This window comes from Leucobacter sp. M11 (assembly GCF_035726885.1).
GTDB lineage: Bacteria > Actinomycetota > Actinomycetes > Actinomycetales > Microbacteriaceae > JAPFRB01.
The window spans coordinates 379763-394598 of the sequence record NZ_JAPFRB010000001.1; the positions used below are offsets into that span (position 1 = coordinate 379763).

At 69.0% G+C, this 14836-nt stretch carries 13 protein-coding genes and 2 tRNA genes; 12 read left to right on the forward strand and 3 right to left on the reverse strand.

The features are described from left to right. Positions 1-196 precede the first annotated feature (196 nt). From OOT08_RS01900 to OOT08_RS01955, 12 genes are all read left to right on the forward strand, one after another. Positions 197-270 (forward strand) — tRNA-Met (locus tag OOT08_RS01900). Positions 271-453: 183 nt separating this feature from the next. Next, complete coding sequence (locus OOT08_RS01905; protein WP_325090868.1) at positions 454-879, forward strand: hypothetical protein; 426 nt, start codon at positions 454-456, stop codon at positions 877-879. A 6-nt stretch (positions 880-885) separates the two neighbouring features. Next, a complete protein-coding gene (locus OOT08_RS01910) occupies positions 886-1173 on the forward strand; it encodes a transcriptional regulator (RefSeq protein ID WP_325090869.1) in 288 nt (95 codons plus the stop codon). A gap of 111 nt (positions 1174-1284) precedes the next feature. Beyond that, positions 1285-1361: transfer RNA gene (locus OOT08_RS01915), tRNA-Met, on the forward strand. Positions 1362-1908: 547 nt separating this feature from the next. Then, a complete protein-coding gene (locus tag OOT08_RS01920) occupies positions 1909-3606 on the forward strand; it encodes an ABC transporter ATP-binding protein (RefSeq protein ID WP_325090870.1) in 1698 nt (565 codons plus the stop codon). Further along, positions 3603-5348 (forward strand): ABC transporter ATP-binding protein, encoded by a 1746-nt coding sequence (locus tag OOT08_RS01925; RefSeq protein WP_325090871.1) that lies wholly within the window; start codon positions 3603-3605, stop codon positions 5346-5348. Before OOT08_RS01920 ends, OOT08_RS01925 begins: the two co-directional genes overlap by 4 nt. Positions 5349-5358: 10 nt before the next feature. Further along, on the forward strand, positions 5359-6045 hold the full coding sequence (locus OOT08_RS01930) for a TetR/AcrR family transcriptional regulator (protein WP_325090872.1): 687 nt from the start codon (positions 5359-5361) through the stop codon (positions 6043-6045). Between the two features lie 92 nt (positions 6046-6137). Next, positions 6138-6716 (forward strand): ECF transporter S component, encoded by a 579-nt coding sequence (locus tag OOT08_RS01935; protein ID WP_325090873.1) that lies wholly within the window; start codon positions 6138-6140, stop codon positions 6714-6716. 12 nt (positions 6717-6728) lie between these two features. Then, the gene (locus tag OOT08_RS01940) at positions 6729-8441 is read left to right on the forward strand and encodes an ABC transporter ATP-binding protein (RefSeq protein ID WP_325090874.1); all 1713 of its coding nucleotides are present in this window, start codon (positions 6729-6731) and stop codon (positions 8439-8441) included. Beyond that, positions 8438-9244: an energy-coupling factor transporter transmembrane component T gene (locus OOT08_RS01945; RefSeq protein WP_325090875.1), complete on the forward strand. Its 807-nt coding sequence runs from the start codon at positions 8438-8440 to the stop codon at positions 9242-9244. The genes OOT08_RS01940 and OOT08_RS01945 overlap by 4 nt, the downstream gene beginning before the upstream one ends. A 415-nt stretch (positions 9245-9659) precedes the next feature. After that, entirely contained in the window at positions 9660-10292 is a 633-nt protein-coding gene (locus tag OOT08_RS01950) for a ClpP family protease (protein ID WP_325090876.1), read from the forward strand. Beyond that, a complete protein-coding gene (locus OOT08_RS01955) occupies positions 10289-10876 on the forward strand; it encodes a ClpP family protease (RefSeq protein ID WP_325090877.1) in 588 nt (195 codons plus the stop codon). The genes OOT08_RS01950 and OOT08_RS01955 overlap by 4 nt, the downstream gene beginning before the upstream one ends. Before the next feature lie 29 nt (positions 10877-10905). On the opposite strand, the gene OOT08_RS01960 is transcribed toward OOT08_RS01955, so the two are convergent. The 3 genes from OOT08_RS01960 to OOT08_RS01970 all read right to left on the reverse strand — a co-directional run. After that, positions 10906-11277: a helix-turn-helix domain-containing protein gene (locus tag OOT08_RS01960; protein ID WP_442916153.1), complete on the reverse strand. Its 372-nt coding sequence runs from the start codon at positions 11275-11277 to the stop codon at positions 10906-10908. A 118-nt stretch (positions 11278-11395) separates the two neighbouring features. Continuing rightward, positions 11396-13768, reverse strand: coding sequence for a M28 family peptidase (locus OOT08_RS01965; protein WP_325090878.1), 2373 nt, complete (start codon positions 13766-13768; stop codon positions 11396-11398). Positions 13769-13894: 126 nt separating this feature from the next. Beyond that, on the reverse strand, positions 13895-14836 hold a 942-nt coding region (locus tag OOT08_RS01970; protein WP_325090879.1), incomplete at its 5' end, for an alpha/beta hydrolase family protein.

Sequence of the window (14836 nt, forward strand, 5' to 3'; positions counted from 1 at the left end):
CTCCCCTCGGCGGTGGCGCGGGAGGATGATCGGTTCAAGAGCACGGGAGCCCCTTCCTGCCGATGGCTCGGCGTTGTGAGGGCATCAGTGTTCCCGGCCGCTCCCCCGCCCCGCCGGGGTTTTCCACAGCCGACACGCAGGGACGCGCGGCCGATTTGGCGGGCGGAGCCCGGGGCGTGTTAGAGTAGTGATGTGCCGCGGGGTGGAGCAGTTCGGTAGCTCGCCGGGCTCATAACCCGGAGGTCGTAGGTTCAAATCCTGCCCCCGCAACAGAGAGTCGCACTGCGGCACGAAAACCCCCTGATCTTCGGATCGGGGGGTTTTTGCTTTTCCCGCCGCCACACTCGTGCCGCCGGGCTCGCGCCGCGCTCCTCCCGAGACCGCGCGGCCCGAACACGTCCCGGACCGCCACCAGTACTTTCAAATATTGCAAGTAGTTGCTAGATTCGAAGCATGGACAACGAACCCGCCCCCCGGCCGCCGTCACGCGCCGAAGCGCAGGACCTTCTCGCCGCCATCCCGCAACGCCCCCGGCGACAGCTCACGATCCGGGACCACCTCATCACCGGGGGCATCGTACTGCTCTCCTTCGCCGCCGGGCTCCTAGCCATGGGCGGGCACGCCTGGTGGGCGCTCGCCCCGGCGCTGGGCGCCGTGCTCGCGGCGCACCACTGGATGGCCAGACGCCTGAGCCGGGCAAACGAACCGCGCCTCAGGGCTTCGACGGTGACCACGGTCTTTACCGTCTGGCTCCTCCTCCCCATCTGGGGCGGGATCAGCCGCGGCGACGGTGCCCCGTTCCCCGAATCGCTCCTGTTTGCCGGGCTCGCTCCGATCGCGTGGCTCGTGTTCTACGCCGTGCTGCTGCTCAGGCGCTGAGCCTCAGTGACGTACACAGAGATTGATGCGCACCTCGTCGCGCCAAAGCGGTTCGTCACCATGTCGTACCTGAGCCAGGTCGAACAGGCGGACTTTCCCGCCCTCCAGGAAACCACGGGCCTCTCGACGCCCGATCTGTCGAAAATCCTCAGGGACCTCGAGGAGCGCGGACTGGTCGAGATCACCAAGGAGCGGCGCACCCGGTACGGATCAACCCGCGTCCGCCTGACCCCGTCCGGCCAGAAAACGTTCAAGAACCTGCTCGCCACCCTCAACCGCATCGCGGGAACGTAGCGCCAGCGCCAGAGCAGAACCGGCCCACACGCGTTCTCCCGACGGCAACACGCCCAAGATGTTCGCCCTTTCGCCGCAGCACACCCCGCTCAACTACACTGATACTCGTGCCGCGGGGTGGAGCAGTTCGGTAGCTCGCCGGGCTCATAACCCGGAGGTCGTAGGTTCAAATCCTGCCCCCGCAACCACAGTGCCGCGGATTCCCTAGGGAGTCCGCGGCATTTTTTCTGTGCGGCGAGGCCTCCCCCACACACGACTCACACAACACCCCGCGTTCGACCGCTCTGGCTGCGTCACCATCCGGCGCGCGCTCGTGGACACGGCCCGGCACGCCTCCGCCCGACCCATCGGCCTGGAATCACTCGTTGGTGTTCCCGAACTCGCTGCACACTGGGGCGTTTCGTTCTCAGCCATCGACGATCGGCGCACCCGAGGGCTCGACCCACGTGACCCCCGTGTCGGCGCACACTGTGCACTCGCGCACAGTGATGCGCACCCCGGGCCGCTCCGCACCATCACGCATCCGCCCCGCAGCCCCCGCTGCCGGTGGAGTGCCCGGCGCGGTGAGGTCCCGAGCCGCTGCTTGTGCCTGACCGAGGGCGGTCCGCGCGCCGAGCGGCAGGGGTCGATGCGATGTTCGGCCTTGACGCGAGCCTCCCGCAATAGTTAGATACAGCATGTAACAAACTATGGAAAGGCGGGTGCTCCTTGGGGTTCTGGGCATTGATTCGGCCGGTGCGCGGCCTCGTCGTTGTTGGAATTGCCCTGCAGGGAGCGGGGGCGATCGTTGGCCTGGTCCCGATGGTGGCGATCGTGCAACTCGTGACCGTGCTCCTGCGCGGCGATCAGGCTTCCAGCGCCTGGGGCTGGCTGTGGATTGCGCTTGCGGGTATCGCGGGGAGAATGGCGCTGATTGGCGCTGGGTTGATGCTCACCCACCTGGCGGATACGCGATTAAACCGGGATATTCGCGTCCGCTTGGCTGAGCATCTCGGGCGTATTCCCGTGGGCGAGGCCGCGCAGCGTTCCTCGGGGCGGGTGAAGAAACTCGTGACCGACGACGTGCATGCGCTGCATACGTTAGTGGCGCACGGCGGCGGCGACATGGTCGTCGGAGTGATTACCGCGACGGCGGCATTCGCACTCTTGCTGTTCTACAGTTGGCCAATGGGCCTGGCGGCGCTGTTCCCGTTGCTCGGCTTCCTGGTCGTGTTCGGATCAATGATGGGCAAAGCCGCGACGCAGTTCACTGCCTGGGATGACGCGAAAGAGCGGGTCAACGCCGCGACGGTGGAGTTCACCCGAGGCATTGCGGTCGTGAAGACCTTCGGGCAGTCCGGCCGCGCCTCGAAGCAGTACCGGCAGGCAGTGGACGAATACGCAGGGTTCTTCGGGAAGCTGATGGTGCCGATGGTGGGGGCTTCGTCGACCGGCCTGGCCATCGTGTCGGCTCCCAGCGTGCTCGCGACCATGGCCCTGTCGGGGGTGCTCTTTCTCGGTCTCGGCTGGATCGATGTCACCGGGTTCATCGCGGGGCTCGTGTTTGGGGTTGGGTTGGCGGGGCCGCTCACCATGGTCGATTCCTACAGCGTGCGACTGCGCACGGCGCGGGAGGCAGCCGCGAGAATCGGCGACTTCTTGGCCACCCCAGCGATGCCCGGGCCCGGCACATTCGACACTCCTGGTGACGATTCTGCCGCCTCGTTCAGCGAGGTGTCCTTTCGCTATGACCCCTCCGGGCGGGACGTGCTCACCCAGGTGTCGCTCCCCCTCGCAGCCGGTTCGGTGACCGCCCTGGTGGGTCCTTCCGGCTCGGGGAAGTCAACTCTGGCAGCCCTGGTCCCCAGGTTCTGGGACGTGCGGAGCGGTGCCGTGCGGATCGGCGGCGCCGATGTGCGGGAGATGGAGACGAGCACCCTGTTTCGTCGCGTCGGCTTCGTCTTTCAGGGAACCCGGCTCGTCCCCATGAGCGTCCGAGACAACATCAGGCTCGCGCGCCCGGATGCGAGCGATGAGGACGTCGTGCTCGCGGCGCGGGCGGCGAACATCCACGACCGCGTGGTCGCGCTGCCACGCGGGTACGATTCCGTGGTCGGCGCGGATGCCCTGTTTTCCGGAGGGGAGGCGCAGCGCCTCACCGTTGCCCGCGCGCTCCTGGAGGACGCACCCATCCTCATCCTGGACGAACCGACCTCGTTCGCCGACCCGGAGAACGAAGTGCGGATCCAGGCGGGCATCGCTCGGGCGGCATCAGGGCGAACCGTGCTGGTGATCGCCCACCGGCTCGCGTCGATCGCTACAGCCGATCAGATCGCGGTGCTCGATGCGGGCAGCATCACTGCGCTCGGCACGCATGAGGAACTCCTGGCGCGAGCGGGAACCTACCGGGACCTCTGGGAAGCGCAACGTCTCCAGACGGGAGCGAAGACATGATCCGGGCGCTCGGTGACCTGCTCACGCTCGCGCGCGGGCAGGTGCCCGTTGCGAGGTTCTGTGTTCTCGTGCTTGGGTACGCAGTCGCGCAGGGCCTTGCGTTCGTCGCCGTGGTGCCGGTCGTGGATGCGGTCGTTCGCGGTGATACTGGCGGCTCTTGGGGTGCCGCGCTCGTTCTGGCTGGAGCCGCGACGGTGTCTGCCCTGCTGTACTTCTTCCAGGCCCGCGCTGGGTACGGAATCAGCTTCGGACTCATGCAGAGCCTGCAGCAGCGCATCGGCGACCACATCGCCGCGCTCCCCCTGGGATGGTTCGACCACGCTCGTGTCGGCGAGCTCTCGCAGCTCACGAGCAAGAGCGCCGAGGACGCCGGTTCAGTGACGGCACACCTGTTCCAACCGATTGTCTCGGCAGTCGTCACTCCACTGACCGTGGCGATCGGCCTGTTGTGGTGGGACTGGCGTGTCGCCCTGGCCGGAGCAGCGTTCGTCCCGGTCGCGATCCTCATTGGGGGGCTCGCACCGAAACTCACCGCCCGTCTGGACGCGATGCTAGACCGGCGCACTGCTGCGGTGAATGAGCAGGTGGTAGATTTCGCGCTCGCTCAGCCGGTCCTGCGCGCTGCGGGTCGGACGGTGGGGAACTATCCGCCGTTGGACGAGGCACTCGACGAGCACTATCGCACCTCGGAGCGGATCTTCTGGCGCACCATTCCCAGCGTGCTTGCCAGCACCGTCGCCGTGCAGCTGTGGCTCGTCCTGCTGCTCGTAACCGCGCTGGGGCTGTCTCTCGCCGGGTCGCTCGCGGTTCCAGCGACCGTCGGCCTCCTGGTCGTTTCGCTTCGGTTCGTCGGCCCGCTCGCAGACCTCTCCGAGTACGCGACCGCGATGCGCGCGGCCGGAGAGAGCCTCGCGCGGATCCGCGCCCTCCTGGACACCCCGGTGCTTCCGGAGCCGGCACTCCCGGACACGGTTCCCCGCAGCGACGTGCCGTTGGCATTTGACCGGGTCAGCTTTGGCTACGACGACACTGAGGTGCTTCATGACCTCTCGTTCCGGCTGGAGGCAGGAACGTTTACCGCGCTGGTCGGCCCGAGTGGATCCGGCAAGAGCACCGTGCTGCGCCTCATCGCACGCTTCTGGGATGTCGGCACGGGCGCTATCACGCTGGGCGGTTCAGACCTTCGCGCCCTCGGCTCGGCCCAGGTGATTGACCGGGTTGCGGTGGTGTTTCAGGACGTCTACCTCTTCGACGGGACCATTCTCGACAACGTTCGCATGGGCCGTCCCGACGCTGCTGATGCCGAGATCGAGGCCGCGGTTCACGCGGCCCGGCTCCAGGAGGTCGTGGACCGGCTGCCAGAGGGGCTCAACACGCAGGTCGGCGAGGGCGGTGTCCGGCTGTCCGGTGGCGAGCGCCAGAGAATCTCCATCGCGCGGGCGCTGCTCAAAGATGCCCCGATCGTTCTGCTCGACGAGGCGACCGCCGCTGTGGACGCGAAGAACGAAGCGGCCCTGGGCGAAGCGTTCGCTGCCCTGGCAGCGGGCCGTACCGTGATCGCGATTGCGCACCGGATCGAGGCGATCGCCGGCGCCGACCGCATCCTGGTGCTCGACAGCGGACGCCTCGTCGAGGACGGAACCCACGACACGCTCTCGACCGCGGGCGGACGCTATCAAGCGTTCTGGGCGGCCAAAGAACGCGCCGCAGCGTGGAAACTCGGAGAACGCGACGAGGGGTAGAGTCGGGGCTATGGTTCAGAGTTCGTCTCCCGCACGCCGACGCCCTGGCCGCCCCAGCCGCATCGATCGGCAGATCATCGCCGACGCCGCAATCGGCCTGATCGCCGACGAGGGAGTCGACGCCCTCACCCTGCAGAACATTGCTGCCCGACTCGGCGTGAAGCACACCGCGCTCTATCGGCACGTTGACGGCCGCCCCGACCTGCTGCGAGCCGTCGCGGACCGCTTCATGGAGTCCACGCAGTGGCCAACGCCGAACGGCACCTGGCAGGACTACCTGCGGGACGTGGCCGCCGCGATTGATGCCTCCTGCGGACGCTACCCCGGCATGATGGACCTCATCTACAACCAGGTCTGGCCCATGCCCGAACGCCTCATCCTCGCCGCACTCGACATGACGCAACACCTCGTCACGCTCGGCTTCCCCCAAGACCTCGCGTTCATCGCCGCGGACCTCGTGGCAGACTTCGCCGCAGACACGCGAATCCGCCGCGACCGCATCAGCACACACACCGAGCACTGGACGGGGTTCACCGATGCCGTCACCCCGGCACACCGCGTGCACCCGGAGCTCCAGTCCGCCTTCGAGCAACACTTCGCCGCGGGACCAGACGCCTGGACGGACCGAAAGCTCGACGTCATCATCGCTGGCATCGAGACGATGCGCAACCGCAGATCAGACGAACACCCACGGTAAGTCACAAGATGTAACAAACGGTGTTAGGGTAGCCTTCCCCCGGCGCTTTCGCGCGTCGGCCACGTGGTACCCGATCATTGGAGGGAACACCTATGTCTGGTCTGGAGACGACGACCCCCGGCACGCTTCCGAGGGAACGCTGGTACTCGTATTCGACGCGAACGCTGATGGTCTGCGCTGCCCTCGGCGCCGCGTTCACCGTGATCTTCGGCACCTACACCCTGGGTGAAGCCGTCATCCTTCCCGTGGCACCGATGGTCATCGTGTTCTTCGCGGGACTCTGGTTCGCGCTGCCGCTCCTTGCGATGCTCTACATCCGGCGCATTGGATCCGCCATCATCACCGCGGGGATCGCAGGCCTGCTGACCAGCTTTGTCAGCCCCTACGGGTGGCAGATGCTCATCTTCACCCTCGCGTACGCCTTCATCGTTGAGATCGTGTTCGCCGTGACCGCGTGGCGACGCTTCGGGCTCGGGGTCGTCTCGTCCGTGGTCGTGGTGATGTGGCTGGTCAGCCTCGCCTTCTACTGGGCCACGTTTGCGGCAACCGGATTCGCTCTCTGGGTCAACATGCTGCTTGGCGTCGCAGTGCTGGTGGCGTATTTCCTGTGGGGATTGCTGGCCTGGTGGCTCGCACGCGCCCTGCGCCGAGTGCTGCCCAGCAACACCTAGAAGGTGACAGCGGTGCCGACGGATCTCCAGCCGCTGCTTCGGGTCGAATCGCTCAGCATTCGGTACGAACAGGACGGCTTGCCCACCCCGCAGCGCGCGAGTTTCGACATCGCCCCGGGCACCGTCACGCTGCTGCTGGGCCCGAGCGGCTCGGGCAAGTCAAGCCTGTCGCTGGCAGCGTGCGGGCTGATTCCCCAGGTCATTCCTGCCCAGCTTGACGGGCGAGTACTCGTGGACGGGCGTGACACGACCCAGCATCGAGTCGCCGAGCTCAGCACCGGCATCGGCATGGTGTTCCAAGACCCAGACGCACAGATCATCATGGGAACCCTGCTCGACGAGGTCTGCTTCGGTCCCGAAAACCTGCTCCTGCCGGTGGACGACGTCCTCTCCCGCGCAGAGCAGGCGCTCCGAGCCGTCGGGCTCTGGGGGCGGCGGCACGAGAGCCCAGACCGCCTCTCCGGCGGGGGCAAGCAGCGCCTGGCCATCGCGTGCGTGTTCGCCCTGCGCAGCCCGGTGATCGTGCTCGATGAACCGACCGCGAACCTTGACCCGGTCGGCGTCGCTGACGTGTACGCCACGCTCGCCGACATCGTTGCCGACGGAGCGCATGCGCTCCTTCTCATCGAACACAATCTTGATGCCTGTGTTGACCTCGTCGATCAGGTCGTCGTTCTCGATCACCGGGGACGACCCGTGATGACCGGGACCGTTGATGAGGTGCTCCGGGCGCGCAGCGATGAGCTCGAGGCGCTGGGCATTTGGCTGCCGGTTGCCACCCGCGCCGCGCGTCAGCTTCGCCACGGAGGGGTGACCCTTGCGCCGCTTCCCACCACCCCGGCAGAACTTGCGAGGGCGCTCGATGCGCACCCCTGCCTCCCGGCGCTCCCGGAGACGAGCGCTCCTCCCGCGCCGCCGAACAGAGGCACTGCGGTGCGCATTTCCGGGCTCACCGTGATGCGCGGCGAACGCACCATTCTCGACCGCATCGAACTGACGGTTGGCTCAGGCGACTTCCTGGCAATTCTTGGGGTCAACGGCGCGGGGAAGAGCACCCTGCTGCACGCGATCGCCGGGGTGGTGCCCCCCGCGCCCGGGGTGGTGGAGATCGACGGACTCGATCCCGCCACCGCACCCATCCGAGAGCTTTCCCGCCGTATCGGCTTTGTCTTTCAGAACCCCGAGCACCAGTTCGTCTGCGAGACCGTCGCCGAAGAGCTCGCCCACACGCTGCGCGTTCACGGGGTCCCCGACGAGGAGGCCAGGGTCCGGGGAGCAGCGATGCTGACGCGCCTCGAGCTCACGGCGGAACGTGACCGTCACCCCTTCCTGCTTTCGGGCGGACAGAAACGCCGACTCTCCGTCGGCAGCGCCCTCATCGGAGGAGCCAGCGTCCTGGTGCTCGACGAGCCCACCTACGGGCAGGACCGAGACCGGGCAGCGGAACTGCTCCGCTTCCTTCGCGAGCTGCGCGCAGACGGAACGACCGTGATTGTCGCAACGCACGACATCCAACTCGTTGCAGATCACGCCACACACGCAGCAGTCCTCGCCGGCGGCACAATCACCGCCCACGACAGCACGCAGACCCTGTTCGCCGGCGACGCGTGCGAACGGGCCGGTCTGCTCCCGCCGCCCCTGGTCGCAGCAATGCGCAGCCTCACCCGACACGCCGGATGGCGCGGCGTGACCCGCCTCGCGGATCTCCCCGGGGGCAGCACGTGACCGCCACCCAGGCCGTCCCGACCAGACCTGAACTCGGCGTTTTGCCGACTCGCGCGCGTTTTCTCCACGGACTCAATCCGCTCGCCAAAATCGTCGCCACCGTACCCGCTGTTCTCGCGCTCGTCACCATCACCGGGGTGACCCGACCCGCCGCCTTCCTGATACTCGCGATGACGCTGATCCTGATTGGTGCGACGCTCAGTCTGCGCCGCACGACGCTGCTGCTGCTCGGGCTGCCGACCGCAACGCTCGTGCTCTCCTTCAGCTTCGGCCTGTGGGTGACGACCGACGCTGCCCCGTCCGAAACCACCGTGTTCGCCATCGGCAGCTACGCCTTCACGACCGCCATGTGGCTGGCCGGGCTGACGATGGCGCTGCGCCTCACCGCGATCATCGCACTCACGTTCATCGCGGGCCTCACCATGACCGGCTCGGAGTTCGTGCGCGCCCTCGTGCAACAGGCCCGTCTGCCGTACCGCATCGCCTATGCCGCACTCGCCGCGATCCGCTTCGTCCCGCGCCTGCGCACTGAGCTCGACACGATCCGTTCGGCGCACCGTGTCCGGGGCGTTGCCAGCGGTCGTGGCCCGCTCGCGCACACCCGCAGACGCCTCGGCTACACCGTGCCGCTGCTCGCCGGGTCTATCCGGCATGCCGAGCGGGTCGCCCTCGCCATGGAGACGAGAGCGTTCGGCGCACACCGACGCCGAACGGAACGACAGCCGATGCCGTTTCGCACCCGCGACGCACTGTTCATTGGCCTGTTCTGGGTCCTGACGGCGGCGATTCTGCTCTCCCTCTGAGGGAAGAACCCGGGAACCGGCCGCAGTCCACCGCGTCACGAGGGCGAGTGTGCCAGAAGGGTCTCGCGCGCTGCTCGATGACCTGCAATGCGGTTCGTTTCGGCGGACGGGGACGGTGGTTCGCGCAGCTCACGACAGCCGTGCTTGCTCCGCGAGGCGGGTGCCCCGACCGCGGGGAACCGCGACCCGGATATCACCCTCGCCCCGATCGCGAAATCGTTGGCACCGACGTCGGCAGTCGCGTGCGCGTCGGGCACATTCTTGATGGCTGAGGCCGCGCAACGCGCGTCCGCGCCCGGTTCCGCAGGCCAGCGCGGGGCACCCGGCCAGGGACATCGAGCCCGCTCTGCTCAGGGCAGATCTGCCCCAAGCAGAGCCGCCCACGCGCTGGGGGGCAACGGGGAACGATGGGGGCATGAACGATTCCCCAACACCCCCACGGTTCACCCCGTCCGCGCGACAGGAGCTGTTCGAACGACGCGTGCTCGTCCTGGATGGGCCCCTCGATGATGACAACGGCACCCTGCTCGCCACGCAACTCATCAGCCTGGCCGCGGCGGACCCCTCCGCCGAGATCGCGCTGTGGATCCACTCCCCCGGCGGCTCGGTGCCAGCCATGCTCGCGATCCGTGACGTGATGCGCACGATCCCGAACGATGTCTCGACGCTCGTCTTCGGCATCGCCTACAGCGCCGGACAGTTTCTCCTGTCTGCGGGCACCGCGGGCAAACGGAAGGCCTTCCCGCACGCCCGGATCCTCATGCATCAGGGCTCGGCCGGGATCGGCGGTGCCGCCGTCGATATCGCGCTGCAAGCCGATGACCTGCGCCACACCCGCGATACCGTGCTCGGCTTGATCGCCGCTGACACCGGTCAACCGGGAGAACGCGTTTTTGCAGACTCCCTGCACGATCACTGGTACACCGCCCAGCAGGCCCTGGAGTACGGCTTCATCGACACCATCGTGGCCTCCTTCGACGACTACCGACCCCAACCGCCCCCAGGGGCAATCGGATTCACCCCCGTTCCCGAGGAGTCACAGCGATGAGCAATTACGCCATTCCCCACGTCGTCGCGCAGCACCCACGCGGCGAACGCGTCATCGACGTGTACTCCCATCTCCTCACCGAGCGCGTGGTCTATCTCGGCACCGGAATCGACGCGGGAGTCGCCAACGCCCTCATCGCCCAACTGCTGTTTCTCGATGCCGACAGCCCGAATCGCGAGATCCAGCTCTACATCAACTGCGAGGGCGGCGACCCCAGCGCCATGCTCGCCGTCTACGACACGATGCAGTTCATCACCTCCCCCGTCGCAACCACGTGCGTCGGACAGGCGGTGTCGGTTGGTGCGGTGCTGCTGGCCGCTGGCGAGCCGGGAAAACGCGCCGCGCTGCCGCACGCACGGATCGTGCTGCACCAGCCGGCCGCGCAGGGCCGGGGGACGATCCCTGATTTGATCCTGCAAGCCGACGAGGTCATCAGGCTCCGCTCCGACCTCGAAGCGGTCCTCGCGCGCCACACCGGCCAACGCGTCGACACCCTTCGGGCGGACACCGATCACGATCGCGTCTTCACGGCGAACACGGCACGCGACTACGGCCTGATCGACCTCGTGATGTCGAAACGGTGACCGGCCGCTGACGGGGTCATCGGTTCGGGCTAGGCGGCAAGCGCAACGAACGCCTGCGATTGCGAACCCTCGCTCGGGGCGTCGCTCACCCTCGCGAGGGCCCCAGCAACGTCCCCGGTGAGCTCCCGCAGGGTGGCCCCCAGGGCGCCCCCGATCGCAGCGATCATCTCGCTCGACGGCTCCTTGAGTCCCCGCTCGACCTCGGAGAGATACTGCGGGGAGACCCCGGCGCGCGCGGCCACCTCGCTCAGGGTCTTCCCGGCCCGGGTCCGTCGCGCTCGCAGCGTTTCGCCGAGCATGTGCCGCCACAGCGGTTCTCGCGGCGCGAAGCCCCCGGGCTCAGCGTCGGCTCGCGCACGGCTGGGATTGATGGGGGCCACACCTCTGGGCGATTCAACCATGCCTCATGATAAATCGGCCCGGTCACAGCACGGGGCGCAATCCGCTCACAGCAGAGACGGCGTCCCTCGCGGGGCCCCCGGCCCGGCATTGCGGGCGGGCCGGGTGAGCAGGGGCGGGTTAGAGGGTGACCGTCCGCGCCAGGAAGCGGGTCTCGGCGTTCGGCCCCTCCGCGGCGATCACTCCGCTCGGCCGGGGGACGAACCCCGGCAACTCGGCGATGCCGTCGGCCCCCTCGATGAGGCGGAGCGGGAGCGGTCCCGTGCCGCGCATCCGGATCGTCAGCTCCGCCGTTCCCCGCGACAGGGCCTGCACCTGGAGCAGCGGCACCTCACCGGAGGCGATCTCGCGCCCGCCCAGGCTGATCGAGCGGATCTCCGCGGTGTCGCCGTCGGCCCCGCTCGCCGGGGCCAGGAAGAGGGATCTGGCAGCAATGCGGGAGGCGAAGCGCACGTCGATCTCGCGGTCCCCGGCCACGATTCGCTCGGCGGTCACCTCGATCTCGGGCGCAGCCGAGCCGCTGGGCTCGGCGGGTCCGACCCGCTCGGGCCCGTCCAGCACGGGAAAGGCGCCGGACAGGTCCGCGGTGCCCGTGACGAGCCGCTCGCTCCACCCCGTGGGGTCCGCGCCCTCGCTCACCCAGAACGCGTCCCCCGTGTCCGCGTCCTCGACCTGGGCAAGGGCGACCGGGACCGGGGAATCCGGGCCAAAGCGGTCCACCGAGAAGCCGACCCCGAAGGCGATTCCCGCGAGCACCGCCGCCGTCACCGGGGGCACCAGCCTTCGCAGGCCCGCCCGGGCGCTCGGCGCTTCGGGGTCCGGGAAGCAGAGGTCAAGAAGCGGCACCAGGCTCAGGGCGAGCAGCGCGGCAAACAGCAGCGCCGCGCCGCTGCCGCCCAACCCCGAAACGGGCAGGAGCAGGGCAACCGTCGGCACGAGCACCGCCGTGCTCAGCGCCCCGGAGACGAAAAAGGCCACCCGGCCCCGGTCCCACTGCGCCCGCGCGATGAGCGCCAGCGAGCCGAGCAGAGCCGGGATCGCGAAGGCGTAGGAGGCCCCGGGAACCATCAACGCCGTGGCGACGCCGATGCCCGCGCTCCAGGCCAGGCCCCCGAAGAAGAGACCCTCGGCGGGCACCCAGCGCCGGGCGAGCGCGAGCCAGCCCAGGACGAAGGCCAGGAGCGTGAGCAGGAGGCCTGCCCGGAACCAGCCGGGCTGCCAGGTGTCCTCGAGCTGCCCGAAGGCGGGCGTGAGCGCCGTCAGCGCGGACCACACCGCGCCACCCAGCCAAAGGGCTACCCCGAGCGGGATGACGGCCAGCACGACTCCGGCCCCGAGCGGGAGCACGCGGACCAGCCGTCGCCGCACGAGCATCGCTCCGGCCGCGAGCACGCCGAGTCCGGCGAGCAGCGCGATGGGCCACACCGCGCCCTGGGGATAGTGCGCGAGCTGGCCAAGCATCGGGAAGTAGGTGGCGTCGCCCGAGGCGGGCACGCTCAGCGCGGCCAGCTCCGCGTCGCCCAGCGCGCGCGTCAGGCCGAGTGCGTTCGTGCCCTGGTGCTGCAGCGAGTCACTCGACTGCCGCTCGATGCGGTCCTCCGGCGAGTGGTAGACGGCGGAGCCGTCGAGGTAGGAGGTGTTCAGCCCGGTGAAGCGCCCGGAGGCCAGCATGGGCGTGAGATCGGTGTCGTTTGGCAGCAGCCGGTACAGCTCGACCGAGAGGCTCGTCGCGACCGGCACGGGAGCGTTCTGGGCGTACACCTCGATCAGGTCGCGGTTGCCGAGACTCGTTTCGAACATGAGCGCCGGCCCGGAGGAGCCGCGGGACTCGATGTTCAGCACCACGCCCCCGTCTCGACCGGCGGGGTCCTGGGCGACGTAGGCCTCCGCCCCGAGCATGCCCACCTCTTCCGCGTCCGTGAACAGCAACACGACGGTGTTGCGCAGCGGGTCGCCGCTGGCGAGGGCCCGGGCCGTTTCGAGAATCGTCGCGACGCCCGCGCCGTCGTCACCGGCGCCGAGCGAGGCGGGGGCGGCGTCATAGTGTGCGACGAGGGTGACGGTTCCGGTGGGGTCCGTGCCCGGGATGACGCCGACCACGTTTTCCGTGTACGCGGCCGAGGGGTATTCCGGGTCGTGCATCGAGCCGACGCCGCGTTCGATCCGGGTCTCGATGCCGGCCGCGCGCAGCTGCGCGGCGATCATGTCCCGGACGCGGGCGGCCTCCTCGGATCCGGCGGGGTGCGGGCGCTGGCTGAGGTCGGCCTGGTGGACCCGGGCCCGCTCCGCGCTGAATTCCTGCGCGTTCGCCTGGGCCGGTATCGCCCGCGGCGGGGCGATGCTGGCGAGGGCCCACCAGGCGGTCAGGGCGATGAGCGCCGCCGCGATGAGGGCCAGCAGGCCTCGGCGCGTTGGCCGAGGCCGCCTCGAGGGAGCGCCCGGGGCGGGGGTCGGTCCGGAGCGGGGATGCGGGGGCGCGGGGGTGTGGCTCATCCGGGTGCTGCTTTCAGGGTCGATGGGGTGGTTGCCGGGCCGGGGACCGGCGAGGGGTGTCTGGGTGCGCGGGCGCTGCCGGCCGGGCCGAGGAGCTGCGCCTCCGGCGCCGGGTCCTCGGACGGCTCAGCCGACGCCGCTCAGGAAGGATTCGGCGGCGTCCAGCACCCCCGGGGCGAGCAGGGCTCGGGGCCAGAAGACCGCGGTGATCGCGCCGACGAGGTCGCTGTCCTCGACGGTCGGCCGGGCCATGGAGTGCCGGGATTCGACTCGGGCCACGGTCAGCGCGTCCCCGAAGATCTCGCGGTATACCCGCTCCGTTTCGCGCATGTCCACGTTCCGGTCTTGGGACCCCGCGAGCAGCAGAATGGGGACCTCGCGGGCCGCCGAGGCGCGAAGGTCCGCGGTCGCGTCGGCAGAAACGTTTCTGCGCACGAAGCCCCAGCGCTCCGCGGACATCGGCTCGTCCTCAGTGCTCTCGGCGAGGTATTCCGAGTGCTCGGCCCCGCGCTCGAGGAGCGCGCGTACCGCGTCGCTCTCGGCCAGGGCAGCGGCGCGCTCCTCGGGGGTCGCGTCGGCGGCGTCGAGCTCGGCGAGCAGGTGAAAGCGCCCCTGCGTGAGCCAGTTGATGGCCGTGCCGACCGCGACCACGCCGTCGATGTCGTCGCGCGCCGCGACGACCTTGGGCAGGACCCAGCCCGCCTGGCTGGCGCCCCACAGCACGATCCGTTCCGTGGGGATGTCCCGCTGGCGCTTGGCCCAGTCGAGCGCGGTGCCCACCTCGCTCGCCCGGTCCGACATGGACTGATCCAGCCAGTTTCCGGTGGACTCCCCCACGCCGGGTTTGCTCCAGGACAGGGTGGCAAAGCCAGCGTCCGCGGCCGCCTCGAACCAGGGGGCGTAGAACCCGCCCTGGGTGGCGTCGACCGCGGCGTCGCCGTGCACCATGACGACGAGCCCCGTCGCCGGCTTTCCGCGGGGCTGGGTGAGCACCGCCGCCAGGGAGCCCTCGCTCGTCGGGATCGTCACCTCGGTCTCGGTGACCCGGAAGTTGTTTCCGACGGCGTG

Coding starts and splice junctions, on each gene's coding strand:
- OOT08_RS01955 (WP_325090877.1), top strand. CDS start 10,289: ATGAGCAATTACGCCATTCCCCACGTCGTCGCGCAGCACCCACGCGGC.
- OOT08_RS01925 (WP_325090871.1), top strand. CDS start 3,603: ATGATCCGGGCGCTCGGTGACCTGCTCACGCTCGCGCGCGGGCAGGTG.
- OOT08_RS01905 (WP_325090868.1), top strand. CDS start 454: ATGGACAACGAACCCGCCCCCCGGCCGCCGTCACGCGCCGAAGCGCAG.
- OOT08_RS01935 (WP_325090873.1), top strand. CDS start 6,138: ATGTCTGGTCTGGAGACGACGACCCCCGGCACGCTTCCGAGGGAACGC.
- OOT08_RS01950 (WP_325090876.1), top strand. CDS start 9,660: ATGAACGATTCCCCAACACCCCCACGGTTCACCCCGTCCGCGCGACAG.
- OOT08_RS01960 (WP_442916153.1), bottom strand. CDS start 11,277: ATGGTTGAATCGCCCAGAGGTGTGGCCCCCATCAATCCCAGCCGTGCG.
- OOT08_RS01965 (WP_325090878.1), bottom strand. CDS start 13,768: ATGAGCCACACCCCCGCGCCCCCGCATCCCCGCTCCGGACCGACCCCC.
- OOT08_RS01930 (WP_325090872.1), top strand. CDS start 5,359: ATGGTTCAGAGTTCGTCTCCCGCACGCCGACGCCCTGGCCGCCCCAGC.